At 42.6% G+C, this 26,208-nt stretch carries 24 protein-coding genes; 7 read left to right on the top strand and 17 right to left on the bottom strand.

All coding sequences use genetic code 11. The features are described 5' to 3' along the window. Nucleotides 1-65 precede the first annotated feature (65 nt). Together PQO05_RS21325 and murB are read right to left on the bottom strand one after the other, a co-directional pair. A complete protein-coding gene (locus PQO05_RS21325; RefSeq protein ID WP_158827120.1) occupies nt 66-605 on the bottom strand; it encodes an RNA polymerase sigma factor in 540 nt (179 codons plus the stop codon). 273 nt (nt 606-878) lie between these two features. Continuing rightward, the gene (gene murB / locus PQO05_RS21320; protein WP_273629470.1) at nt 879-1,898 is read right to left on the bottom strand and encodes a UDP-N-acetylmuramate dehydrogenase; all 1,020 of its coding nucleotides are present in this window, start codon (nt 1,896-1,898) and stop codon (nt 879-881) included. A 200-nt stretch (nt 1,899-2,098) separates the two neighbouring features. Here murB and PQO05_RS21315 point away from each other — a divergent pair, with 200 nt between their 5' ends. Beyond that, complete coding sequence (locus PQO05_RS21315; RefSeq protein ID WP_273629247.1) at nt 2,099-3,316, top strand: IS4 family transposase; 1,218 nt, start codon at nt 2,099-2,101, stop codon at nt 3,314-3,316. A 202-nt stretch (nt 3,317-3,518) separates the two neighbouring features. Here the strand turns inward: PQO05_RS21315 and PQO05_RS21310 are convergent, their stop codons facing one another. The 3 genes from PQO05_RS21310 to PQO05_RS21300 form a co-directional block, all read right to left on the bottom strand. After that, nucleotides 3,519-3,962 carry a sterol desaturase family protein gene (locus PQO05_RS21310; protein ID WP_273629469.1) on the bottom strand — a complete coding sequence of 148 codons (444 nt, stop codon included), beginning with the start codon at nt 3,960-3,962 and terminating at the stop codon, nt 3,519-3,521. Between the two features lie 217 nt (nt 3,963-4,179). Then, on the bottom strand, nt 4,180-5,583 hold the full coding sequence (lpdA, locus tag PQO05_RS21305; protein WP_273629468.1) for a dihydrolipoyl dehydrogenase: 1,404 nt from the start codon (nt 5,581-5,583) through the stop codon (nt 4,180-4,182). Between the two features lie 183 nt (nt 5,584-5,766). Further along, nucleotides 5,767-6,147, bottom strand: a complete 381-nt coding sequence (locus PQO05_RS21300; RefSeq protein WP_273629467.1) for a hypothetical protein — start codon at nt 6,145-6,147, stop codon at nt 5,767-5,769. 391 nt (nt 6,148-6,538) lie between these two features. Here PQO05_RS21300 and PQO05_RS21295 point away from each other — a divergent pair, with 391 nt between their 5' ends. Together PQO05_RS21295 and PQO05_RS21290 are read left to right on the top strand one after the other, a co-directional pair. Continuing rightward, nucleotides 6,539-8,422, top strand: coding sequence for a CocE/NonD family hydrolase (locus PQO05_RS21295; RefSeq protein WP_273629466.1), 1,884 nt, complete (start codon nt 6,539-6,541; stop codon nt 8,420-8,422). Nucleotides 8,423-8,428: 6 nt separating this feature from the next. After that, on the top strand, nt 8,429-10,096 hold the full coding sequence (locus tag PQO05_RS21290; RefSeq protein ID WP_273629465.1) for a M1 family metallopeptidase: 1,668 nt from the start codon (nt 8,429-8,431) through the stop codon (nt 10,094-10,096). A gap of 295 nt (nt 10,097-10,391) precedes the next feature. Here the strand turns inward: PQO05_RS21290 and PQO05_RS21285 are convergent, their stop codons facing one another. The 8 genes from PQO05_RS21285 to PQO05_RS21250 form a co-directional block, all read right to left on the bottom strand. Continuing rightward, the gene (locus tag PQO05_RS21285) at nt 10,392-11,468 is read right to left on the bottom strand and encodes an Ldh family oxidoreductase (protein ID WP_273629464.1); all 1,077 of its coding nucleotides are present in this window, start codon (nt 11,466-11,468) and stop codon (nt 10,392-10,394) included. A gap of 141 nt (nt 11,469-11,609) precedes the next feature. Then, complete coding sequence (bshC, locus tag PQO05_RS21280) at nt 11,610-13,208, bottom strand: bacillithiol biosynthesis cysteine-adding enzyme BshC (RefSeq protein WP_273629463.1); 1,599 nt, start codon at nt 13,206-13,208, stop codon at nt 11,610-11,612. Between the two features lie 131 nt (nt 13,209-13,339). Further along, entirely contained in the window at nt 13,340-14,674 is a 1,335-nt protein-coding gene (gene rimO / locus PQO05_RS21275; RefSeq protein ID WP_273629462.1) for a 30S ribosomal protein S12 methylthiotransferase RimO, read from the bottom strand. Nucleotides 14,675-14,802: 128 nt separating this feature from the next. After that, nucleotides 14,803-15,768 carry a signal recognition particle-docking protein FtsY gene (gene ftsY, locus PQO05_RS21270; protein ID WP_273629461.1) on the bottom strand — a complete coding sequence of 322 codons (966 nt, stop codon included), beginning with the start codon at nt 15,766-15,768 and terminating at the stop codon, nt 14,803-14,805. 204 nt (nt 15,769-15,972) lie between these two features. Continuing rightward, complete coding sequence (locus tag PQO05_RS21265) at nt 15,973-16,131, bottom strand: DUF4295 domain-containing protein (RefSeq protein ID WP_174313783.1); 159 nt, start codon at nt 16,129-16,131, stop codon at nt 15,973-15,975. 100 nt (nt 16,132-16,231) lie between these two features. Further along, on the bottom strand, nt 16,232-16,414 hold the full coding sequence (gene rpmG / locus PQO05_RS21260; RefSeq protein ID WP_074490316.1) for a 50S ribosomal protein L33: 183 nt from the start codon (nt 16,412-16,414) through the stop codon (nt 16,232-16,234). Nucleotides 16,415-16,520: 106 nt separating this feature from the next. Further along, nucleotides 16,521-16,754 carry a 50S ribosomal protein L28 gene (rpmB, locus tag PQO05_RS21255; protein WP_074490315.1) on the bottom strand — a complete coding sequence of 78 codons (234 nt, stop codon included), beginning with the start codon at nt 16,752-16,754 and terminating at the stop codon, nt 16,521-16,523. A 127-nt stretch (nt 16,755-16,881) separates the two neighbouring features. Continuing rightward, the gene (locus tag PQO05_RS21250) at nt 16,882-17,559 is read right to left on the bottom strand and encodes a hypothetical protein (protein WP_273629460.1); all 678 of its coding nucleotides are present in this window, start codon (nt 17,557-17,559) and stop codon (nt 16,882-16,884) included. A gap of 203 nt (nt 17,560-17,762) precedes the next feature. On the opposite strand from PQO05_RS21250, the gene acs reads away from it, so the two are divergent. Continuing rightward, nucleotides 17,763-19,673, top strand: a complete 1,911-nt coding sequence (acs, locus tag PQO05_RS21245; RefSeq protein ID WP_420490367.1) for an acetate--CoA ligase — start codon at nt 17,763-17,765, stop codon at nt 19,671-19,673. 10 nt (nt 19,674-19,683) lie between these two features. Next, nucleotides 19,684-20,031, top strand: a complete 348-nt coding sequence (locus PQO05_RS21240; protein WP_273629459.1) for a hypothetical protein — start codon at nt 19,684-19,686, stop codon at nt 20,029-20,031. On the opposite strand, the gene PQO05_RS21235 is transcribed toward PQO05_RS21240, so the two are convergent. Next, complete coding sequence (locus PQO05_RS21235) at nt 20,028-20,213, bottom strand: DUF433 domain-containing protein (RefSeq protein ID WP_273629458.1); 186 nt, start codon at nt 20,211-20,213, stop codon at nt 20,028-20,030. The two genes, PQO05_RS21240 and PQO05_RS21235, sit on opposite strands and share 4 nt — an antisense overlap. 74 nt (nt 20,214-20,287) lie before the next feature. On the opposite strand from PQO05_RS21235, the gene PQO05_RS21230 reads away from it, so the two are divergent. Next, nucleotides 20,288-20,473, top strand: a complete 186-nt coding sequence (locus PQO05_RS21230) for a CsbD family protein (RefSeq protein ID WP_273629457.1) — start codon at nt 20,288-20,290, stop codon at nt 20,471-20,473. Nucleotides 20,474-20,814: 341 nt separating this feature from the next. On the opposite strand, the gene dapA is transcribed toward PQO05_RS21230, so the two are convergent. The 3 genes from dapA to PQO05_RS21215 form a co-directional block, all read right to left on the bottom strand. Then, nucleotides 20,815-21,699, bottom strand: coding sequence for a 4-hydroxy-tetrahydrodipicolinate synthase (gene dapA / locus PQO05_RS21225; RefSeq protein ID WP_273629456.1), 885 nt, complete (start codon nt 21,697-21,699; stop codon nt 20,815-20,817). 148 nt (nt 21,700-21,847) lie between these two features. Continuing rightward, complete coding sequence (locus PQO05_RS21220; RefSeq protein WP_273629455.1) at nt 21,848-23,689, bottom strand: UbiD family decarboxylase; 1,842 nt, start codon at nt 23,687-23,689, stop codon at nt 21,848-21,850. A 410-nt stretch (nt 23,690-24,099) separates the two neighbouring features. Next, on the bottom strand, nt 24,100-24,273 hold the full coding sequence (locus tag PQO05_RS21215) for a hypothetical protein (protein WP_273629454.1): 174 nt from the start codon (nt 24,271-24,273) through the stop codon (nt 24,100-24,102). Nucleotides 24,274-24,473: 200 nt separating this feature from the next. On the opposite strand from PQO05_RS21215, the gene PQO05_RS21210 reads away from it, so the two are divergent. After that, complete coding sequence (locus PQO05_RS21210; RefSeq protein ID WP_273629453.1) at nt 24,474-26,126, top strand: M28 family metallopeptidase; 1,653 nt, start codon at nt 24,474-24,476, stop codon at nt 26,124-26,126. Nucleotides 26,127-26,208 lie beyond the last annotated feature (82 nt).

The raw sequence follows: 26,208 nt of genomic DNA, 5'->3' as shown, positions 1-26,208 counted from the left end.
TAAATAAAAAAGGCCTGACAACTAAGCCAGGCCTTCCATTTATATATTGGTGAGTTTAAAATCAATTAATCTTCTTCAGCGTAGATTGGTTTTTTAACACCGTTATCATAAGCTTTCAGGTTTTTCTTAAGCAGTTTACGTGCTACGTGGATACGGGTTTTAACGGTACCGATCGGGATAGTCAGGTGGTCTGCAATTTCGTGGTATTTATGGCCTTCAAAATACATGGTGAAGGGAACATAGTAATCTTCAGGTAACCTGTCTAAAGCGCGGCGGATATCATCCATCACAAATTTAGACTCGCCTTGGTTTTTTGTTGAGCTGAAAACCAGATTAGCAGAAGAAATCTCTTCAGACTTGGTTACGAATGTGCTCATTTTCACAAAACGACGGTAGTTGTTTATGAAAGTATTTTTCATGATGGTGTATAACCATCCTTTTAAGTTAGTGCCTTCTTTAAACTTATTATAATAAGTTATCGCCTTTAACATTGTGTCTTGCACAAGATCGTTAGCATCATCTGCATCATGTGTAAAGTGCAAAGCGTATGAACGTAGTGAACTGGCTTGACGAAGCACCATGGTGTTAAACTCAATCTTTGTCATGTTGGTAGTGTTTTGTACAGTTACTTAGACAAACACGATGCCGTTTTAGACCAATTGGCTATTTACTACGATGAACAGGTTTTAGAACGATGATGAAGTTAGGCTTAGCACGTTTACTTGATTTGCTTTTAAAATGTCAGTTAAATGTCTGTAAATAAGCTGTTTTAAAAGGTTTTATAATTGATTTGCTGATTATTTAAAACCATAAAAAGGTTTGATTGTAACAGAATGGATACAATTAAAACGTCAATTATTAACCAACAGGAAACTAAATTAATTAATAATATTCACCTCGCGCTCCAGCATAACGCCAAATTTAGTGTACACACTGTCTATGATTTGCGACGATAATGTATACACTTCGCTCCCGGTGGCCTCTCCATGGTTCACTAATACCAAGGCCTGGTTTTTCCAGGTGCCGGTATTTCCAACGGTTTTGCCTTTCCAGCCGCATTGCTCTATCAGCCAACCAGCCGCCAGCTTAATGCCACCATCGGCAGTTGGATAGTTTACCACCTCGGGAAACTGGGCATGGATCTGCTTAAATAACTCCTCGCCAATAACCGGGTTCTTAAAAAAGCTACCCGCATTACCAATGGTAGAAGGATCTGGCAGTTTGGATACTCGTATGCGCGATACCACTGCTGATACATCCTTAATAGTAGGATTGGCAATATTGTTTTTCTCCAGCTCTTGTTGTATAGCACCGTATCCCAAATTAAGATTAGGGTTAAGCGATAGCTCGAACTTAACTTGTGTAATGATGTACTGGCCTTTCAGTTCAGATTTAAATACACTTTCGCGATAGCCGAAACCGCACTCATCTTTTAGAAAAGTCCTGGACTTGCCTGTGGCGATCTCAAAAGCACGACAGCTGTGAAATACATCTTTAAGTTCCACACCATAAGCGCCAATGTTTTGGATGGGTGATGCGCCAACTGAACCGGGGATCAAACTCAGGTTTTCCATACCTGCAAAGCCATAGTTAACGCAGTAAGTTACCAGCTCATTCCAAACTTCGCCCGCACCGGCTTCTACAATCACATATTCGTGGTTAATGCGGTGCTCAATGCCCCGGATATTCATACGGATTACCAATCCATCGAAATCTTTTACAAACAACATATTACTGCCACCCCCTAGAACCAGGCGTGGCAAGTGTTTCCATTGCTCGTCCAGAAAAAGTTCAACCAGTTCATCTTCGTGGGTAATCTCGGTAAAATAACGTGCTGTAGCAGCTATCCCAAAAGTGTTGAAGTTTGTAAGCGAAGCGTTTTCCTGTATTTGAAGCATGGTGTTTTATTTCGGATGTCGGATTGCGAATTTCGGAATTTATTTATTAAACATTCTTTTCATTCCAATATATTACACCGTCATGCCGAACTTGTTTCACTGTTGTCCGGTAAACGATTTTTTTGAAAAAGATAAGGGGTAGCTTTTCGGCTACCCCTTTTTTGTGTTGATATTAGAGTTACCACACTTCAATATTCAACATGGGCAAAAGTACTTTTTTTACCGGACAGCCGGTATTGAATCAGCTGCTGAATTTGATTGACCGCAATTCAGTAAAGGCATTGGCAAGAGCGGGACAATATGACCGTTATTATCGTTATTTTGATACGCATACACATTTAGTCACCATGCTTTATTGTGTGTTAAACAAGTGTACAAGCAGCCGGGAAGTGGTTAGCGGGATGAAAGCCTGTAGTAATAAACTCGAACATGCAGGTATACAAAAGGCGCCGGGAAGGAGCACACTATGCGATGCCAATATGAAACGTTCCTATAAGGTTTTCGAGTTATTATATGAGCAGATTTATCGCAGGCATAAGCAACTTTTACCGGACAGCCGGTCGGTAAATAACCTCAAACTTTTTATAGCGGATGCCTCTACCATCACTTTGTTTCAACAAATACTCAAAGCCCCCAGTCCGGGTAAGTTCAACGGTAAAAGGAAAGGCGGTATTAAAGTACATACGCTGATCGATGCAACCGATGACGTTGCCATTCAGGTTAGTTTCACGGCAGCGAGTGCAAATGATATGACCTTTCTAAAGGAGATCAACCTGGAAGCCGGTTCATTTATCGTTTTTGATAAAGGCTATGTAGATTACAGTCAATATGAACGTTTAACTAATGAAGGGGTATTTTTTGTCACCCGCCAGAAAAAAGATGCCCGGTATGTGGTTACTGGTTCAAATGAAGTTAGCCCTGAAGACAAGGCATCTGGTATAATTGCTGACCGTTTGATCACCCTCGGCACACGCACCCATCGTAAAAAAATCAAGCTTAAAAGCCGTCAAATTACCTTTTTCGATAAGCAAAAAGCCAGAAAATTTGAATTCCTCACTAATAACTTTTCATTATCACCACTACAGATAGCTGATCTTTATAGAAAACGCTGGCAAATCGAGATCCTGTTTAAAAGGATCAAACAAAACTTCCCCCTCAAATACTTCCTGGGAGACAATGAAAATGCGATCAAGATCCAAATATGGGGTGCTTTTATTGCCGACCTGCTCATTAAACTTGTACAGGTTCAACTTAAAAGGAAATGGGCTTTCTCCAATTTGAGTGCTATTATCAGGTTACATCTGATGAGTTATATACATCTATTCAATTTTCTGAACGATCCTGAAAGGCTGTCCACTACAATCACCGGGGAAAAGCAATTAAAATTAGGGGGCTCACAATTTGGTTTTAAAACTTAATCCCTCTAAAACCCACTCAATGCCTCTTTTACTATCTCCTTCATTTTTTACCGGACAACAGTGAACTTGTTTCGGCATCCCACACGCTGACTGTAAAAGCAGGCAAGCGCGTTGTCATGCTGAGGCGCTCGAAGCATAAGCGTCGGCCCTCTGCACCATACTTCGAGTGCCTCAGCATGACAGCCCCTTAGTATATAGCAATTTACTTCTTCTCATACCTCTTCCTCGCCACCAACAACCCAAATTCTTCACTTGGCCATTTCTCCATGCTTTTATGATGAATTTTATGCGCCCTACGGATATTCAGTAAATAGCTATTATTGGTTTTAAACGGCTTAAAGCGGTTATGAATAAACCAATCGTGGAAGATGAAATAAATGATGCCGTACAAGCTAATACCAATGCCAATCCATAAGCGATAATCTGAAGTAAAATGCCCGGCCCACATTAGCCATAAGGAAAGTGAGGCGAAGAGGATACTAAACAGATCATTCAACTCAAACCATTTGTGCTTGCCATGCCCGTGATGCGTTTTATGGATAAACCATAGCGGACCGTGGAATAGGTATTTGTGCATAGCCCATGAAAGTACCTCCATTAAGACAATGGTGAGGAGAGTGGTGGATATGTAGATGATTATGTTCATTTATTTTGTCTAATCTCAAACCCGTCATTGCGAGGTACGAAGCAATCTCCAACCTACAGAGCTGCTCTGTAAAGTTCGCGATTGCTTCGTATCTCGCAATGACGGGCTGGATTGAAATCTTTCTAAAAATACAAAAGGTTGCAAGATATGTTCTTGCAACCTTTTAATAACTTAATCAACCAGGCAACTACTCACCCAATCAACTGCTCACCACTCACTAAATATGTATCGCACGCTTAGCCGTTGCATCTAAGCAAGCTTCGCGGATGGCTTCGGTATAAGTTGGGTGGGCGTGGCTCATGCGCGAAATATCTTCGGCGCTGGCACGGTACTCCATCGCAACTACGGCTTCGGCAATCATATCAGCCGCACGCGGACCGATCATGTGTACGCCTAAAATCTCATCGGTAGTTTCATCGGCTAATACTTTAACAAAACCGTCGGTGTCCATGCTGGCACGGGCACGTCCGCTGGCTTTGAAAGGGAACACACCCAGCTTAAACTTGGTGCCTTTTTCTTTCAGCTGCTCTTCGGTATATCCAACGCTGGCAACTTCAGGCCAGGTATAAACTACACCCGGTATCAGGTTATAATTAATGTGTGGTTTTTGTCCGGCAATGATCTCGGCTACAAAAGTACCCTCGTCTTCGGCCTTGTGGGCAAGCATAGCGCCACGAACCACATCGCCAATAGCGTAAACGCCTTTAACGCTGGTTTCCAGGTGCTCATCAACCGTAATTTTACGGCCACGCTCTTCAACAGTAATACCAATATTTTCTAAACCTAATTTATCGGTATAAGCAACACGGCCTACAGCAACTAGGCAGTAGTCGCCTTTTAGTTCTTTCTTCTCGTTTTTAGGCGAATCAAAAGTAACAGTAACTGTGCTGCCTTTAACAGAAGCGCCGGTAACTTTATGGCCAAGGTAAAATTCCATACCCTGTTTAGCCAATACCTTCTGCAATTCTTTACCCAACGATTTATCCATGGTTGGGATAATAGAATCCATGTACTCGATCACAGAAACTTTAGCACCTAAGCGGGCATAAACAGAACCAAGTTCCAAACCAATAACACCACCACCAATTAGGATTAAATGTTTAGGAACCTCTGTAAGCGTTAAAGCTTCGGTAGAAGTAATAATACGTTTTTTATCGATTGGTAAAAACGGCAGGCTCGATGGTTTTGAACCGGTAGCGATGATCACATTTTTGCCAACAATGGTTTCTTCAGAGCCATCTGGTTTGGTAATCTTAATGGTATTCTTGTCCACAAATGAACCCATACCCTGGAAAGAAGTAATTTTATTTTTTTTGAACAGGAAAGAAATACCGCCGGTAGTTTGTGCTACCACTTCGCTTTTCCTTTTAATCATTTGTTCAAAATCAACCTTTAAATTGTCCAGATTAATACCGTGGGTTTTAAAGGTGTGCGAAGCATTATAATAATGTTCAGAAGAATCAAGTAATGCTTTTGAAGGAATACAACCCACATTTAAGCAGGTGCCACCAAAAGTTGAATATTTTTCGATACAGGCTGTTCTTAAGCCAAGCTGGGCACAACGGATGGCAGCCACATAGCCACCTGGTCCCGAGCCGATAACAATCACATCGTACTGCATAGTAGGTTTTTAATATTGGTTGCAAATGTATGAAATAATAAAAAGCTAAAAACGTAAAAAGTATATGATATGACGATGGAATTAATAATGTTTTCCGATCAAATCGTATCAATATAGCAAGAGGAGTAGGTTTGTGGTATTTTTACGAGGTATCTAAAATTGATACTTGCCGGTAATTAGCAATTAAAACATAGCAGTAGGCAAGCCATCCAGGCTCACCCTGTTTTTCTCCTCGCGGTAAGACAGTAAACCATCTTCGCCTTTGTTCTCGGCCCATTTGTATGATTGATCCCTTTCGCCAGTATATTCATAAAACGGTACACCGAAACCGCAGGAAGTTTGCACGATATCAACATCAACCACAATAATTTGCCGGGTTGATGGGTGAAGCACAAATAGTGACGATAGTTCCCCCCACTCTGCATCTTCGGGCAAAACCGTACGGCCTTTTCCAAACAGACGCATAATATTAGGTGCACCATCAAAGGCGCAGAACATAATAGTAATGCGGCCATTTTCCAGAATATGTGCCGACGTTTCATTGCCGCTGCCGGTGATATCCATGTAAGCAACTTTATTAGCGTTGAGGATACGGAAACTATCCAGTCCCTTGGGCGAACATTAACATGCCCATCAGCACTTAGTGGGGCAGAGGCCACAAAAAACATTTTCTGATGCTCGATAAACTTAGCATGGTTTGGCAGGATGGTATCAAAAAACTTTGCCATAAATATTGGATTTGTGATTTGAGGATAATCAAATATAGCGAATATGCTTATGGTGTTTTGTTAGCATATTGTTAGTTTGTAATACGTTGTTTTACCAGCCATTCGTAATAATTTTAATACAATTCCGGTGTTTAGTGCAACTTAGATGCATTAACTATTTTTAAATAGTTATTAAATCAGTTTTACTTTATATTTTAGCTTCACTAACTTACCAACTTGTACAGTTCATGAAGAAAATTTATGTTTTAGTGCTGGCCTTATTGGTTGCCAACGTGGTAACCCAGGCGCAAAGCACTCCTCCAGCGTCATCCTACGCTAAAGAAAACTACACCAAAAAAGAAGTTTACATTACCATGCGCGATGGTATTAAACTGTTCACCGCAATCTATACACCGAAGGATGCGTCGGCGAAAAAGAAATACCCGATTGTAATGCAGCGTACCTGCTACAGCATTGCCCCTTATGGCGAAGATAAAATCCCGGCACGTTTAGGCCCGTCTGAAACGATGATGAAAGAGGGCTACATTGTGGTTTACCAGGATGTGCGCGGCCGCTACAAAAGCGAAGGTACCTGGACTAATATGACCCCGGTTATCGACAATAAAAAATCTAAAAAAGATGTAGACGAGGGTTCTGATACCTACGATACCATTGACTGGCTGGTTAAAAACGTAGCTAATAACAATGGCCGTGTAGGGCAGTGGGGTATCTCATATCCGGGCTTCTATACTGCGGCAGGTATCCTTTCAAACCACCCGGCGCTGAAAGCTTCATCGCCACAGGCACCAATTTCTGATTTTTGGTTCGATGATTTTCATCATAATGGTGCTTTGTTAGAGAGCTATTTCTTTACCTACCCTGTTTTTGGTGTGCAAAAGAAAGATACCACCAGCAAAGCATGGTATAACGACCAAAATATTAAAGCAGGTACTAAAGATGGTTACCAGTTTTTACTGGATATGGGTCCGCTGAAAAATGCTGATAAATATTACAAAGATAACTTCTACTGGCAGGAAACCGTTAACCACCCTAACTACGATGAGTTTTGGAAAGCACGTGGTTTAACCCAACACTACGGTAAGGTAATGCCTGCGGTAATGTTTGTAGGCGGATGGTACGATGCCGAAGATTTAAGTGGTCCGCTGGATATGTTTAAAAAGATCAACAAAACAGATCCTAATGCTTATAATACGATTGTGATGGGGCCATTCGGTCACGGCCGCTGGTCGCGCGAGACAGGACACACCATGCACAGCAACGTATACTTTGGCGATAGCATTGCTACCTTCTACCAAAAAGACATCGAGGCTAAATTCTTCGAGCATTTCCTGAAAGGTGATGGCGACAAAAAAACTTCTGATTTGCCTAAAGCCTACATGTACGATACAGGTAAAAAAGAATGGGAGAAATTTGCACAATGGCCTGCTGCCAATGCAACCAGCCAAAAATTATTCCTGAGTGCTGATGGTAAATTAGCTAACAGCCAGCCTGCTTCAAGTGGTTCGGTTTCTTATGTGAGCGATCCATTGAAACCGGTTCCTTATACTGAGGATAATACCACTACTATGGGCTTTACGCCGCACAATTACATGAGCGAAGATCAGCGTTTTGCCGGCCGCCGTACAGATGTGCTGGTTTATCAGTCAGAAGTTTTAACTGACGATGTAACCCTGGGCGGGCAGATTATGGCCCACCTTAAAGTGGCTAACAGCAGCACGGACGCAGATTATATCGTGAAGCTGATCGACGTGTATCCAATGGATGAGAAAAACAACGATTACATGCCGAACAAAAACATCACCCTGAGCAACTACTGGCAAATGGTGCGTTCTGAAATTATGCCGGCACGTTTCCGCAACAGCTTCGAGAAACCAGAGGCTATGGTTCCCGGACAAAAAACTGATGTTAATGTACGTTTGCAAGATGTACTGCATACCTTCAAAAAAGGTCACCGCATCATGATCCAGGTACAAAGCACAGCTTTCCCATTGTTTGCACGTAACCCGCAAACCTTTGTAGCTAACCCTTACAAAGCAAACGAAAGCGATTACGTAAAAGCAACAGAAACTGTTTATAACGACAGCTATGTTGATGTACAGGTTATAAAATAATATACAATGCTTAAATTAAAAGCAATACTAACAGGAGCGGCCTTTGCCGCTCTTGTTTCGTTTACGGCCAATGCACAATTGCTGCAAAGTACACCAGAGTTTACCCATGCTGATACCCTGCGCGGATCATTAACCAGCCCGTTGCGTACCTGCTATGATATTAATTACTATCACCTTGATGTGAAGTTTAATATCGATCAGAAATTCATCAGCGGAAGCAATCTGTTTAAGTTCACCGCTACGCGTGATTTTGATAAACTACAGTTTGATCTATTCGCTAATTTGAAGGTAGAGAAGATCATTTATAAAGGTAAAGAGCTGCCTTATACCCGTGAGTTTAACGCTGTGTTTGTAACCTTCCCACAAGCCATTAAGCAAGGTGCAAAGGATGAGTTTACGGTTTACTATTCTGGCAATCCAACCGTGGCTAAGCACGCACCCTGGGATGGCGGGATTGTATTTACTACAGATTCATTAGGCAAGCCCTGGGTAGCCTCGGCCTGCCAGGGCTTGGGTGCCAGCGTGTGGTGGCCTAATAAAGATCAGCAGGCAGATGAAGTGGATAGTGTACTGATCAGCATCTCAGTGCCAAATGGTTTAAAGGATGTATCAAACGGCCGTTTGCGTAAAGTGACGAAGCTTAATGATGGATATACTCGTTTCGATTGGTTTGTAAGCAACCCAATCAATAACTATGATATAGCAGCCAACATTGCCGATTATACACACTTTAGCGATGAATACAATGGAGAAAAAGGCAAGCTGACTTTGGATTACTGGGTACTGCCTTACAACCTCGAGAAAGCCAAAAAACAATTCGGCCGTGATGTGAAGCCGATGTTAAAAGCTTTTGAACATTGGTTCGGCCCGTATCCTTTCTATGAGGATGGCTATAAATTGGTTGAAACCCCTCATTTAGGTATGGAGCACCAGAGCGCTGTTGCTTATGGTAACAAGTATAGAAACGGCTACTTAGGTAGCGACCGCTCGCAGACCGGCTGGGGCACGAAATGGGATTTTATCATTGTGCATGAAAGCGGACATGAATGGTTCGGCAATAATATTACTTCGAAAGATTTGGCTGATAGCTGGATTCATGAAAGCTTTACCAATTATTCGGAAGCTTTATTTACCGAGAGTATCTGGGGTAAGCAAGCCGGGCAGGAGTACACCCATGGTCAGCGTCATTTAATCCAGAACAAAGAACCCATTATTGCACACTATGGCGTGAACGAAGATGGTTCGGGCGATATGTATGATAAAGGTGGCAACCTGCTTAATATGATCCGCATGACGATTAATGATGATGAAAAATGGCGTTCCATTCTTCGTGGATTAAATAAAACCTTCTACCATCAAACAGTAACTACCGAACAAATTGTTGGCTACATTAACCAACAAACAGGTATGGATTTAACGCCGGTATTTAACCAATACCTGCGCCACGTAAATATCCCAACTTTAGAGTTCAGATTTAATGATGGTAAAACCTATGCCCGCTGGGTTGCAGATGTGGATAATTTCGAAATGCCGGTACGCATTAAAATTAAGGGCGGCCAATATCAATACATTAAACCTACAAGGTCGTTTAAGCCTATTGACGTTGCCGGTTTAACTAAGGATAATCTGGAGGTAGATACTTTTAATTATTATATCGGGGTGTTGGTTGATTAGAGAAGTCGCCGGTTCAAGCGTCCACGCTTGAACTTAAGTTTGCAATGAGCGTCCACGCTCATGAATATCCGTAAGCGTGGACGCTTACTTAATAAAGAATTGAAGCGTGGACGCTTCAATTGGCGGAGTGTGTTATTCAATAAAGGACACACCCCTGCACCCCTCTCAAGAGGGGAATCGCGCAAGGCCAACGCCGTACACGTCATTGCGAGGAACGAAGCAATCCCCGACCTACAGAACCGCTCTGTAAAGTTCGCGATTGCTTCGTACCTCGCAATGACGGTTTTATTTAATATTACCTCAACGGCTCTACTCCAAACCTCACCGCCAACTCATTCAAATCATTTACTACGGCATCTACAAGCGGGATGCCGTTTTTTATACGGTCGATTTCAGCTTCCAGTTCGGGTTCGCCGGGGATGATTACTTTTTGGTTTGGGTCGATTCTTTCGGCAGATTTAAAACGCTCTATCCAGTTATCAAGGTTATCCTTAAAATCCTGCGCCGGCCGGAAACCATCTACCCGCATGGCACCAACAAAATGCCCAATGCCTTGTCCTGGAGGGTTTGCAGATGGCTCTAAAAATGCTACAAATGGCGGCACCCATGGTCCGTAAGCCGCGCCGGATAGCACACCTGATAAAATATCTACTATCGACCCCAATCCAAAACCTTTATGGCTGCCATGATCACGATCGCTACCCAAAGGCAATAAAGAGCCACCAGATTTTAAACTATGCGGATCGGTTACAGCGTTGCCCTGTTTATCCTGAATCCACCCTTCGGGCACATTGATACCTTTGCGCTGCGCAATTTCCAGCTTGCCATTGGCGGCAGCAGAAGTTGCCATATCAACAATAACAGGTGGATATTTACCGGCAGGGAAAGCATAGCAAATAGGATTGGTACCCAGCATGCGCTCGTTAGAAAATGTAGGTGCTACCAGCGGACTGGCGTTAGTTAAAGCATAACCGATCATGTCTTTTTCAACCGCCATCAGCGCGTGATAACCCGCAATGCCAAAGTGGTTAGAATTGCGCACCGCAACCCAGCCCGATCCATATTTTTCGGCTTTTTCAATAGCAATTTGCATAGCAAATGGAGCAACAACTAAACCCAATCCAGCATCACCATCTACAGTAGCAGTGGTAGCAGTTTCATGAACTATTCGGATATTGGGTGTAGCGTTAATCCGCTTTTTCTCCCATAGCCTTACATAGCCGCTTAAGCGGGCAACGCCGTGTGAATCGATACCGCGAAGATCTGCTTTAAGCAATACATCGGCAGCAAGCACAGCGTGTTTTTGTGAGCAGCCAATAGCTAAGAATATATTTTGGGCAAAGGTGCGGAGGATAGATGGGGAGATGAGCATGGAGCAAAGATAATAAGTGCTTCGCTATATTTTTGTCATTGCGAGCGATAGCGTGGCAATCCCGTCGTCAACCCTTATTCGATCTGTATAGCTACGAGATTGCCACGTCGTTACACTCCTCGCAATGACAAAAAAATAGTTTTACGCCGTCAGTACATTAAACTTAAACTCCAGGGGCTCGAAATTATTGATCAATTCATCAATAAAAGCCTGGCCATATTTTACGTAGAAAAGGCCAAAGTTTTCGTTACGCTCCTGCAAACCATCGCCGGGGAATAGATCGGCTTTGATGCTGTCTATTTGTTCCAGGCGGGTGCTGTAGTTGCGTTTCTCAGCGCGGAGCAATTTCTTTTCGAGGTTATCTATGGCGTGTTTAAGGCGCGCTTGTACGGCTGCTGCTGATGGAGATAGGGTTTCATCTATCTTGCAGGCACGTAGTTTTATTTTTTCGAAGATGAGGCTCAGTTCACGCCATTCGTCGCGGAGGGATAAATCATGTTCGGTATGTTTTTTAACCCAGGCACTTTTAATGTCATCTGTGCTCTTAAACAGTTCTACATGGCATAAGCCCATTTTTTTAACCTTGTTGGCAGTTTCCTTGCTCATTACCAGGCCGGAGTTACGGAGGATCAGTAGAGGGAAATCGATCTGATAATGATCGAAATTAGCCTTTAGCTCAAGCCAGTAAACTAACTCGCCGCCACCACCAATATAGGCCAAGTTAGGTAAAATGTATTCCTGGTATAGCGGGCGCATAGCCACGTTGGGGCTAAAGCGTTCGGGATGTTCGTTAATCTCTGTGCGAAGTTCTGCTTCGCTGAAACTGATCTCGGTATTTAGAATCTGGTAGCGATCGTTCTCAAAAACAATGCGTTCGCGCAGGCCTTCGGTTAGATAGAAAAAGTTGATCTCGCGTGGATTAACCTGTATATGTACATTAAGCGATTGTAGCAAAGCCGTAGTCGCCATAATTTGCTTATAGCTGTTTTGCTCAATGATGTCGCGGGTGATAATATCGGCAAAGTGTTTTTTCAGGCGGCTATCAGCAGCATCAATAATCACTAAGCCATATTGGCCAAACAGTGCATTGGCTAAATAACGGGTGCTATCTGCCAGATTATCAAATTTGGCATAAGCTGTTTCCATAATTTCGGCCAGTTCTGCGCCGTGGCCTTCCATGCCCAAAACACCTTTATATTGGTTAAGGGCATCGCGAATAGTTTTGGTATTTAAACGGCCGGTGGCACCAGCAGCATCCAAGCCCCATTGCACTTTTTTGCCACCTACGTTGGTATAGTTGATCTCGGCAAAGTCGTGATCTTCGGTAGCCATCCAGTAAACAGGAACGAAGTTTTTATCAGGGAAAGCTTCTTTTAACTGGCGTGACAACTTAATAGCTGTTACTATCTTATAAATGAAAAACAGCGGACCGGCAAAAATATTAAGCTGATGGCCGGTAGTAACGGTGTAAGTATTTTCATTAGCTAATGCAGCAATGTTTTCTGTGGGGATAACAGCTTCTGCATTAACAGCAGTTATGCTTTGATATTGTTGAGTAAGTACTTCTACCAGTAAAGGGCGGTCGGCAGTTACTTTTTTATCGTTGAATATTTCGGCAAACCCTTTCAGATCCGGGCGGTACGAATAAAACGAACGGAGATCTGGTTGATCTTCTAAGTAATCAGTAACCGTTTTCGAAAAGTAGCCGGTGTCTTTGTAGGTAATACTGGTAGCATCCATTGTTTAATTTCGGATTTCGAATGTTCAATTTCGGATTTTCTATTTTGAACATCAATATTTCTTGACCTTGATAAAGGATTCGAAATTATATTTTAAAATCAACAAAAAAGAATGCCGACTGTCTAAGTGGTTTATTTTACAATTTGTCCATAAAGATCGAAGTCCTCGGCGTTATCAATCTTCACATTTACAAATGTACCGATAGTAGCATATTGCGTAGTGGCATCGATCAAAACCTCGTTATCAACCTCCGGCGAATCGTATTGGGTACGGCCTGCAAAGTATCCGCCTTCCATTTTGTCGATCAATACTTTGTAAGTATTGCCGATCTTCTCCTGATTCTTGTCGAACGAAATACCTTGCTGAATTTCCATAATGGCGTCGGCGCGGTCTTGTTTTACCTCTTCAGGCACATCGTCAACAAGGTTATGGGCAGCGGTTTTTTCTTCGTGCGAGTAGGTGAAACAACCCAGACGGTCAAACTTGGTATCCTCAACCCATTGGGCCATTTCTTCAAAATCCTGCTGAGTTTCGCCAGGGTAACCCGTAATCAAGGTGGTACGCATAGCAATGCCCGGTACTTTATCGCGGATTTGATTTACAATATCAATAGTCTTTTGCTTAGTAATACCACGGCGCATCGATTTCAGCATGTTATCTGTAATATGCTGTAAAGGCATATCCAGGTACTTGCAAATGTTATCGCGCTCGTTCATCGCATCCAGAATTTCCATTGGGAAGCCAGAAGGGTACGCGTACTGCAAACGGATCCACTCGATACCGTTAACATCAGACAAGCGGCGAAGCAACTCATCCAGGTTACGTTTACCGTAAAGATCAAGGCCATAATAGGTTAAATCCTGGGCAATCAAAATCAATTCCTTCGTACCGTTTTTGGCCAGCGACTCTGCATTTTTAACCAGCTGATCCATTGGTGTACTCACGTGCTTACCGCGCATTAACGGGATAGCACAGAATGAACATGGGCGGTTACAACCTTCGGCAATTTTAAAATAGGCAAAGTGCGAAGGGGTGGTTAAAAGGCGTTCGCCCAGTAACTCGTATTTATAATCGGCACCGATTGACTGCAATAAATTTTGCAGATCATTAGTACCGAAGTAATTATCAATGTTAGGTATTTCGGCTTCCAGCTCAGGTTTGTAGCGTTCAGACAGGCAACCGGTAACAATTACCTTGCCCACTTTGCCCTGATCTTTAAGCTGGCTGTATTGAAGAATAGTATCGATAGACTCCTGTTTGGCATTATCAATAAAACCGCAGGTATTAATTACCACGATATCGTTTTTACCCACACGATCGCTCTCATGCACCACATCGAACATGTTACCTTTGAGCTGGCCCATCAGTATTTCTGAGTCGTATGTGTTTTTAGAGCAGCCAAGAGTAACCACGTTTACACGAGGTTTGGCGGTAATAATTGTTTTGTCTATTGATTTTGTTCTCATTAACTTTTCTTAATCCTTCTCCACGTATCATCTAATTTGTCATTGCGAGCGATAGCGTGGCAATCTCGTCGCATACTTTGGAAGCGAGGAGATTGCTTCGTACCTCGCAATGACAAATAGGGTATGTCTTATTTATTGAATAAACTGTTCACGAATGCTTTTCTATCAAACAACTGCAAATCATTCATGCCTTCACCAACACCGATGTATTTAACCGGGATCTTAAACTGATCTGAGATGCCGATAACCACACCGCCTTTGGCAGTGCCATCAAGCTTGGTTAGGGCAAGGGCGTTTACATCAGTTGCCTGGGTAAACTGCTTGCATTGTTCAATAGCGTTTTGTCCGGTTGAAGCATCCAGTACCAGCAATATCTCATGCGGTGCACCGGGAACAACCTTTTGCATTACGTTTTTAATTTTGGTCAGCTCGTTCATCAAGCCAACCTTATTATGTAAACGGCCAGCGGTATCTATGATAGCCACATCATCACCATTTGATACTGCCGAACGCAGGGTATCATAAGCAACCGAAGCAGGGTCTGAGCCCATGGCTTGAGCCACTACGCGCACACCAACACGCTCGCCCCAAAGAATGATCTGGTCAACCGCGGCAGCACGGAAGGTATCGGCAGCACCCAGAACAACCTGGTTGCCGGCTTGCTTTAACTGATGTGCCAGTTTACCAATGGTGGTAGTTTTACCTACACCGTTAACGCCCACCACCATAATTACATAGGGCTTATGGTTGCCATATTCGAAGCTGTTAAAATCGTTGCTGTTGTTTTCGGCTAAAAGATGTTGGATCTCATCGCGCAGCAGCGTATTTAATTCGCTTGTGCTTACATATTTGTCGCGGGCAACGCGTTCCTGTATCCGCTCAATAATTTTGAGGGTAGTGGTAACGCCCACATCGCTGGTAACCAAAATTTCTTCCAGCTCATCGAGCACATCATCATCAACAGTTGATTTACCGGCAATGGCTTTGGATATTTTAGAGAGGAAACTATCTTTCGTTTTTTCCAGCCCGGTATCCAGCGCCTGCTGTTCAAGTGGTGTACTTTCTTTTTTCTTAAAAAAATCAAATAATCCCATAGTTAATGTGCAGATGTGATGATATGCAAATGTGCGAATAATTAAGCCGCATCCCTCTGTTATTGAAATAACTTTACGATACTTCGATATTCGGCATTCAGAATTCTGTATTCGATATTTTGATTATTGAGCCAATTTTGGCTTAATAAAAAAAGCCCTCTGGCTAATGCAAGACGGCTTTTATGCTTTAAAGTAAAGGCTTAATTATTTAGCCTCAGCGATTGCATCTTTAACGTGATCGTTATGTACAATTGCTTCTTTGAATGAATAAGCACCAGTTTTAGGTGATTTAATCATTGTAATTACTTTCGAGTATTCTTTACCTTTACCTGTTTTCAGGGTTGCAACTACTTTCTTTGCCATCTTTTTGTTAGTTTGTAGTTATTGAGTTATCAGCTATTGAGTTATTAGGCTTTTAGAAACTTAATACACTTAATAACTTAATACACCAAATAACCAATAATTACTTAATTTCTTTATGAACGGTTACTTTTCTTAAAACCGGGTTAAATTTCTTTAACTCTAATCTTTCAGTTGTATTTTTCTTGTTCTTAGTGGTAATGTAACGTGACATACCTGGCATACCGCTCTCTTTATGCTCGGTGCACTCTAAAATTACCTGAACTCTGTTGCCTTTTTTAGCCATTTTCTTTTCTTGTTATACTTTGTACGTGTTAGGTACGCCGTTAGTAAATTCTTCAGTTCAACTATTAAGCATTTTACGTATCCGCAAAACGTTTAATGTATCACTACTAAATGTATCCTTTTTTTACAAATTTATTGATGCAAGCAGTTATACCGTTTTTGCTGATAGTTTTCACAGCTGAAGTAGATACTTTTAAGGTGATCCATTTGTCTTCTTCGGGTATATAAAACTTCTTGATCTGTAAATTAGGATAAAACTTACGGTTAGTCTTAACGTTTGAATTAGAAACGTTATGGCCGCTCAATGGGCTTTTTCCTGTTAAATCACAAATTCTTGACATGACAAATCTTTTAAATTGATTACGCTTTTTCTCAAAAGAGTTTGCAAATATCAGCTTTTTATTTCAAATAGTCAACACTGGCTTAAAAATAATTCAAAAAGATATCCACATGTTAATAAGTGCTTGTCTATTGATAATAAGTGATTTGACGGGTGGTAATCAGCGGGCTGCCCTGTGCTCCATTCTCGAATTTATCAGATAAAGTTCTTTGGGTCCAGTTGCCATTTTCATCAAAAGCATTATAGGTGTAAAATACGGTATAACTCAATGTACCATCATTAGCATAATTTTTTTCTTCAATCGGTTGGTTTTTATCATTGTACTTAAAAACCTTTTTGAATGTGAGATATCCTTTATTGTTGTAACTGGTAAACTCAATCATGTTGTTATGGCTATCGTATTTATGTTTGTCTTCTGCTATAAAATTACCGCCTGCTTTATCATACTGATCAAACTTTATCATATTGCCCTTTTTGTCATAAGTTAAAACTCCCTTGTCGCAAGTTGTTTTAAGCTTTTTGCCGCGCTTATCAAATTCTGTAGTATATACAAAATTGTAAATAACACCATTAGCTTTTACGTGCCTTTCGGTTGTATTTCCGTTTTCGTCATAAAAAGTAGTATCTGTAACGGCACTATTAAATATGGTTGGTTGCTCAGTTGCAAGCCTTTCCCTGTATTGCATCTCTGCAATTTTTTTGACTTTGCCATATAAAATTTCTCCTTGTAACAACGTGCGCGTAGTTTGTGCCCTGGTACTGTATTGAACTGTTAGGATTAGTATTGCCGAGATAAGCAGTTTCATAGGTATAAGGTTTTTAACCCCCTAAATTAAAAACTTATCACATAACTGTAAGGGTTTTAATGCTAAACTACACTCTATGTACCAAACGCCAAGTATTAACCATTTTCGTGCCTTTAGGGTAAACATATATCATAAAATGATGTGTTTATATTAATAGCCGATGTACATAATTTTACTAATTTACACCACCATTATATACCATCATGAGTAACATGAAAATTTCATCTTTCGAAGAATACCACCAGGTTTATAAACATAGTGTTGAGCAGCCCGAAGAGTTTTGGGCTGGCATTGCCGATAACTTCCACTGGCGTAAAAAATGGGACAATGTTTTAAGCTGGAACTTCAAAGAACCCAATGTAAAATGGTTTGAAGGCGCAAAACTGAACATTACAGAAAACTGCCTCGACCGCCACCTCGATGCCCTGGGCGATAAACCTGCCATTATCTGGGAGCCTAACGACCCAACCGAAGATCATCGCATTTTAACCTATAAACAACTGCACGATAAGGTTTGCCAATTTGCCAACGTGTTGAAAAATAACGGCGTAAAAAAAGGCGACCGTATTTGTATTTACATGCCAATGCTGCCCGAGCTGGCTATAGCCGTATTGGCTTGTGCCCGTATTGGCGCTATCCACTCGGTGGTATTTGGTGGGTTTTCTGCCCAATCAATTGCCGACAGGATTAAGGATGCAGAGTGCGCTTTAGTAATTACTGCCGATGGTGGTTTCCGTGGAACGAAGGACTTGCCGCTGAAATCGGTAATTGATGACGCTTTGGTGCAATGCCCATCGGTTAAACGTGTAATTGTATTAACCCGCAGCCGTACCCCGGTATCGATGATTAAGGGCCGCGATGTTTGGTGGGAAGATGAAATTAAGAAAGTAGAAACTCAGGGAAATCCTGAATGCCCGGTAGAAGAGATGGATGCCGAGGATATGCTGTTCATTCTGTATACATCAGGCTCAACCGGTAAACCTAAAGGGGTGGTGCATACCTGTGGCGGTTATATGGTGTATGCAGGTTATACCTTTGCCAATACATTCCAATATAACCCCGGCGATGTTTATTTCTGTACGGCAGATATTGGCTGGATAACCGGCCACTCGTATATTGTATACGGTCCGCTTTCACAGGGCGCAACTACATTGATTTTTGAAGGTATCCCAACTTATCCAGATGCCGGCCGTTTCTGGGATATTGTAGATAAATATAAAGTAAACATCCTGTATACCGCACCTACGGCTATCCGCTCGTTAATGAGCTTTGGCTTAGATCCCTTGAAGGATAAAGACCTGAGTTCGATTAAAGTACTGGGATCGGTAGGGGAGCCCATAAACGAGGAAGCATGGCATTGGTTTGATGATCATATCGGGCATAACAAAGCACCAATTGTTGATACCTGGTGGCAAACCGAAAACGGGGGCCACATGATTACACCTATTGCCGGTATTACGCCAACGAAGCCGGGGTATGCTACATTGCCTTTGCCGGGTATTCAGCCTGTTTTGGTTGATGAGAATGGTAAAGAAATTGAAGGTAATGGCGTAAGCGGTAACCTTTGTATTAAGTTCCCTTGGCCGGGCATACTGCGTACCACTTATGGTGACCACGAGCGCGGCCGCCAAACCTATTTTGCCACTTACGAAAATATGTATTTTACCGGTGATGGTTGCTTGCGAGACGAGGATGGCTACTATAAAATAACAGGCCGTGTTGATGATGTGCTCAACGTATCCGGTCACCGCATTGGTACTGCCGAGGTAGAGAATGCCATTAACATGCACAGCAGCGTGGTAGAATCGGCCGTGGTAGGTTACCCGCACGATATTAAAGGCCAGGGTGTATACGCCTTCGTGGTAAGCCCCGGTCAGCATGGCGATGCAGAGTTGAACAAGAAAGATATCATCATGACCGTTCAGCGTATTATTGGCCCAATTGCCAAACCTGATAAAATCCAGTTTGTAAGCGGCTTGCCTAAAACACGTTCAGGCAAAATTATGCGCCGTATTTTGAGGAAGATTGCCGAAGGTGATACATCTAATCTGGGTGATACCAGTACATTGTTAGATCCAAGTGTTGTTGAGGAGATTAAGGCAGGGGCTTTGTAGATAATTGTATATGAAAGGTTGTAATCTGGATTTTGATCAAGTTTGGGAAGAACATATAATTCCGTTAGTAGGACAAACAATTGTTTTAGCCCACGGTGGCAAAAAACAGATTACAGCCGTTACTCAAGAGTACTTGAAGCGTATAAGCTCGCAAGGTAATGCAAGTAGGATCCCGAAAGCAAAATTTAATGAAGTATATATCGATTTAATTCAGAAAGAGATATTAATAAGAGCGTCGATAAACGAAAAATATGGAGGTAGGCGATCGTCTATAATTTTTGCAGTACTTGGAAAGGTGCCTTTTATTTCTTTAAAAACAAATCCAGTAACTTTAATTATAGATAAAAACAAATCTTAATAAGCTAAGCAGGCTTTAATCTGCATTTCATTAAGCTCCGGAAAATCGTCGATAATGTCACTGATTGACATGCCTTCTGCCATCCAGCTCAATACATCGTATACAGAAATACGGGTGCCGATAACGCAGGGCTTACCAAAGCGTTTTTCGGGATTAATTTCAATATATTCTGTGTAGTTCATATACAAATATAATCATTTGTTAAACCAAATATATTTAGAGCTGTTATACCAACACATCTAAATATAAAAACAACATGGACAAGTTAGAATTAAAAGGCGGTTGGAACGAGCTGAAAGGCAAGATCAAGCAAGCCTATGGTGATTTAACCGACGACGATTTGATACACGAAGAAGGCAAGGACGACGAACTGTTAGGCAAACTTCAACAAAAAACCGGCAAAGGCCGCGATGAGTTGGTGAAGTGGATCAATAGTTTGTAATCATTTCGGATTTCGGAGTTTCGATTTCGGATTTATTTTCCGAACATAAAAGAGAAAGCCTCAAACGGAAACGTTTGAGGCTTTCTCTTTTATGTCTGAAATTAGGAGCGATGGCCCAGACGCAAAAGCGTGGCCGTGCAGTGGGCTTGTGCGGTGGAGCTTTTTTGCGTCTTGATCTTTTGGTTACTTTTGGATCAAGCCAAAAGTAACAGCCCAACCCGCGGCGATTGAGCGGGACTGACGTTCATAATTGCACAACCCATTCATAGTAAATTCTGCGCTATGTAAGGTACCGTGAATCGGTCGGAGATTGCTTCGTTCCTCGCAATGACGAGGGGAGATTAAGCGTTAACTATTCTCTTCGTCTCTTCAATAATCTTTCCCTTAATATCCTCATTAACCTGCACCAATGGCAAACGTACCGTATCACCACAAACACCAATCTCTTTTAATGCAGTTTTAACACCAGCAGGGCTGCCGTCAACAAACATTAAGCGGGTAAATTCAATCAGGTCGAAATGGCCATGCTGGGCTTCTTTGAACTTACCTTCGAGGCAAAGGTCAATCATGGTTGAAAACTGTTTAGGCAAAGCATTACCTACAACAGAAATTACACCCACAGCACCCATAGCAATCATCGGGAACGAGATCGGGTCATCGCCAGAGATCATCAAAAATTCCTCCGGCTTATCACGCATAATATGGTTCAGCTGATCGAAGTTACCAGAAGCTTCTTTGATAGCAATGATGTTTTTGAATTCTTTAGCCAGCTTTACGGTAGTATCAGCGGCAATGTTGCTGCCGGTACGGCTTGGTACATTATACAAAATAATAGGTAGGGGTGCAGCCTCAGCAATAGCTTTATAGTGCAGATAAATACCTTGTTGTGTTGGCTTATTATAATTAGGGCTGGCCGATAAAATGGCATCGTAGCCGGTGGTATCGAAGTTTTTAATCTCTTCAACAACTTCGGCTGTGTTATTGCCGCCAATGCCGGCAACCAATGGCACACGGCCATTGTTAACTTCGGCAGTGTATGCCCAAACCTTCTTCTTCTCGTCCTTATTTAAAGTGGCGCTTTCGCCGGTTGTACCTAATGAAACTAAGTAATCGATGCCACCCTCAATCAGGTGGTCGATTAATTTTTTAAGAGCAGGGTAATCAACTTGTCCGCTCCCGTCAAATGGGGTTACCATGGCTACCCCTGTACCGTAAAATTTGTTCATGGTTTAATATAAAGGGTGCTAATTTAATGATAATGTTGATTATGTGAATAGTTGATTGAGTTTATTGGGTTCATTTGTTCACCGGTTCAATAGTTCATTGGTGCGTAGTCGTAAAAACAAGCGAAACTGCTACTGCCACTTGCCCCTGCTACTTCTTACTATGATCTATGAACCACGAACTATTAACTAATAAATCCACCTTTTTCTCCACTTCAGGGTCTTTTATCAACTCGGGCGCGTGGTGGGGTTTCATCCTGGCATCAATAATCAGCGGACCGGCGCAGCCCCAGTGCTTGTGTTCTGTAAAACTATTGATACCAAAAATATCGTGCGATGGGTTGCTGCGCGTAAACGTAACCCAAACCAGGTTATTAATGTTGGCTGCAGTAAACTGGGCATCGTCGCACAAAACCATTAATGGCAGGCCGCTAAGATCAGCTGTTTTAAAATGGTCGTTTAGGGTGCTTACCTGTCTTTGGGTTTCCAGCTCCAATTGATATTTGGGTGCTTTAACTGCCAGTACTCCAGGCATGGCTAATTTATAATCTGTGAAGATTTCGGGCAGGGTAAAATCAGTTGGTAACTCTGACCACAGCTCTCTTTTTTTATCACCTGCCACTGCCACTGCTACTTTACTGCCGCTATTCAATCCGCTGCCGCTATAATCGAGGGTATCAATGGTGGTGCGGGTATGGAAGTGCAGGTCTCGGGTTAAATCAATGCGTTCGAGGCAATGTTTCAGGAAACCGTAAATATCATTTACATCTAGTTTCGGGTCGTCTTCCTGTGCGGCGATGAACAAGTATTTAGCCAGGCTTAGTTGATTTTTACCGAAGATGTGATTGGCGATAGTTAATATTTCCTGTGGCTTGCGCTCTTTGAGGTATGGGGTATAACGTTCGCTACCCGTGGCGAATAGGAGTGGATGAACACCTGCAGCATCAACCGCATTTACCGCATGTAAACCCGGTATTTCTTTAGGCAAAGCAGAGCCGGTGATCTCATGAATTAATGCGCCAAAGCTGGTATCCTCCTGTGGCGGTCGGCCTACTACGGTGAACGACCAGATGGCATCCTTACGATGATACACATTATGCACCTTCATCAGCGGGAAAGGGTGCGTTAAACTGTAATAACCCAGGTGATCGCCAAATGGGCCTTCGGGTTTATTTTCGTGCGGCATTACTGTGCCGGTAACTACAAAATCGGCATCGGCAGAAATGCAGAAGCCTTCGGCATCATAAAAGTATCGGAAGCGTCGGTTACCCAGTGCTCCGGCGAAAGTCATTTCAGATAATCCTTCTGGTAAGGGCATTACTGCTGCAACCGGGTGCGATGGCGGCCCACCTACAAATATGCTCACCTTTAAGGGCTGGCCTTTGGCGTTTGCTTTAGTTTGATGGATGCCGATGCCCCGGTGCAATTGATAATGCAGGCCGATCTCCTCGTTCTGGATATAATCGTTACCACCCAATTGGATGCGGTACATACCCAGGTTGGCGTTCATGATGCCGGGCTTGTCCATATCCTCGGTATAAACCTGGGGCATGGTTACAAACGGGCCGCCATCCATAGGCCAGTTCACAATCTGCGGCAGGGCATCAATGGTGGTTTTGTTGAAGTTTTTAATGTTACTGCTACTCACTTTCATGGGTAAGGCCGAAAGCGCAGTCATGGCAACATTAGCGTATTTAACCGGGTTTTTAATAGCTTTCAGCGGATCGCTTTTGATATCAACCAGTGTCTTGATCTTCTCCAGCGTATCCCTGAAAATAAATTCCGACCGCTCGAGCGTGCCAAACAGGTTAGAAACCGCAGGGAATTTACTGCCCTTTACTTTCTCGAAGAGCAGGGCAGGCCCCTGCTGTTCAAACACGCGCAGGTGTATAGCAGCCATTTCTAAATAAGGGTCAACTTCGTCTTTAATACGGATAAGGTGACCATGTTTTTCCAGATCGGTAATGCAGGCTTGTAAGCTTTTGTAACCCATGTAGTACTATAAGTCTGAGCTTTTTCAATTCCCCCTCTCGAGAGGGGGCGGGCCGCAATTGTGTGATGGCAGGGCTGTGTTTTACATGCAGGGACACACCCCTGCACCCCTCTCGAGAGGGGAATCGCACGGGCCATTCAGACAGCCTCAAAAGTAATAATTAATGTGGGTTTTGCCTTGTGACGCACTTGCGCCACGAAAACTTATTATCTTGTTTATTTTCTTTGTAAGACCTTTAATTCAGAAGGTATTAACAAGCCACTTTAATTATGAAATAAAGAAGAAAAAATTGTCTGCATCAAATTGCAGGCTTCCGGGCAAGATTCCCGGAACGGGTGTTAATTGTTTAATTATTTACTTTAAAAAAAAATAAAAGGGCGTAAGCTAATACTTGCGCCAGAGCATATAAGTTAAGAATTGTAAAGCGAAAATGGATCTAAACCGGCAAAGGTTGCTTCCTGGAAAATTCCAGCCTGCCCGGATTCGATGTCTTGACTTATAATTTCGACACCCGGTTTTTGCCATGCTTTTTTGGCCGGGATGGATAAGTCGGTATTTATATCCAGTTCAATTTTCTCTTTCATAAAATTTAATTTGATTAAAAATGAGTGTTTTATGTAGAGAATGGATGGATCATTTTAGTCATTTTAGAAAATGAGGATATATCTAAGTCATAACGAGGAAGGGATTGATTCAAAAGAAAGGATGTTGTAATTCTGAAAATTCTTTAATTCTGTTAATTCAGATGCGTATTTTGCCGTTTCAAACAAATTAACGCATCCAAATGAATATCAAAAACATAAAGCGCTCCCTGCTTGCAGTCTGTTTAACCGGCAGTTTGTACCAAGCGATGGCTCAAAATACAGATGGGCTAAACGCCTTCAGCGAAGCCAGTTACCGTAAATACGTAAGCGAAGTATCGTCAGACAAGCTACAGGGACGCCTGCCGTTTAGTCCGGGAGAAACCGCTACGCTCGATTATTTGCAAGGCCAGTTTAAAGCTTTGGGTCTCGAGCCAGGCAATAAAGGCAGCTATTTGCAGCCAGTGCCAATGGTATCTATCTACACCAATCCCGATCCGCAGATGAAGGTTACCGGTGCCAACGCCAGTTTCGATCTGGAAGGATTAAAAGATTACGTGTTATGGACACGCCGCACCGATGCCCGTATCGACCTTAAAAATGAAGAATTGGTATTTGCAGGTTTCGGTATTTCGGCACCAGAGTTTAATCACGATGATTATGCCGGGCTGGATGTCAAAGGCAAAATTGTAGTGGTGCTGGTGAATGATCCGGGGTATTACGATGCCAAACAATTTAAAGGTAAAACCATGACCTACTATGGCCGCTGGACTTATAAATACGACGAAGCCGCCAAACATGGTGCAAAAGGTTGTTTAATTATCCATGATACTGCACCTGCTGCTTATGGATTTAGCGTAGTTGCTAATAGCTGGAAGGCATCTAAACTATACCTCGACCCGCGTGGTCACGAAAGCTACAAATGTGCTTTTGAAGGTTGGTTAACTTTACCAGCAACAGAAAAACTGTTTGCAACCATCGGCACAGATTATAAAACGATGCTGGCTAAAGCATTGGCCCCAGGTTTTAAAGGCAGCCCATTGAACTTGAATATCACAACCGGTTTAAGTACTACGTGCAAGTACAACCAGTCGCACAACGTGATTGCCAAAATTACAGGGACTAAACATGCCGATGAGTGCATTATTTACTCTGCACACTGGGACCACTTCGGTATCAGTAAACCCGATGCCAAAGGCGATAGTATCTATAACGGAGCCATTGACAATGCCAGCGGAACTGCAGGTTTGCTTGAACTGGCTAAAGCTTTTAAAAGTATGAAGACGAAGCCAGAGCGTACCATTATTTTCCTCTCAGTAACAGCAGAAGAACAGGGTTTATGGGGATCGGCTTACTATGCTGAAAATCCGGCTTTCCCTAAAAATAAAACAGTGGCTGATATTAATATGGACATGTTTTATCCCTACGGAAAAACTAAGGATATTTCGGTTGTAGGGTACGGACAATCGCAACTGGAAGATTACCTGGCCGAAGCTGCAAAAACACAAGGCCGCCACATTGAGCCAGAGGCTGTGCCATCAAAAGGGATGTATTTCCGTTCAGACCACTTTAACTTTGCTAAAGTAGGTATCCCTGCCTTATATATCGAAACCGGTACCGACCTGGTGGCCCAGGGCAAAGAAGCCGGCCTGAAAATGCACGAATACTACAACAGCAGCGTATACCACAAACCCAACGACGAATACGATGCCACCAAATGGGATGTAAGCGGCACCATCGAAGATTTAAGGCTGGTGTTCTTAGTCGGAAAAAAATTAGCCTACAGCAATGAATGGCCGCAATGGAAACAAGGCTCGGAGTTTAAGGCAGTGCGGGAGAGCTATTTGAAGAAATAGTTTTTAAGAGTTGCGGTGGTTAGTAGCAGTAGCAGTTTTGAAAAGCCACTTCGTTATCGTCCCGATTATCATCGGGATGGTT

It is taken from the genome of Mucilaginibacter jinjuensis, from assembly GCF_028596025.1.
GTDB lineage: Bacteria > Bacteroidota > Bacteroidia > Sphingobacteriales > Sphingobacteriaceae > Mucilaginibacter > Mucilaginibacter jinjuensis.
The sequence above is the reverse complement of the archived record's forward strand: the minus strand, read 5'-3'. Positions and strand labels throughout refer to the sequence as shown.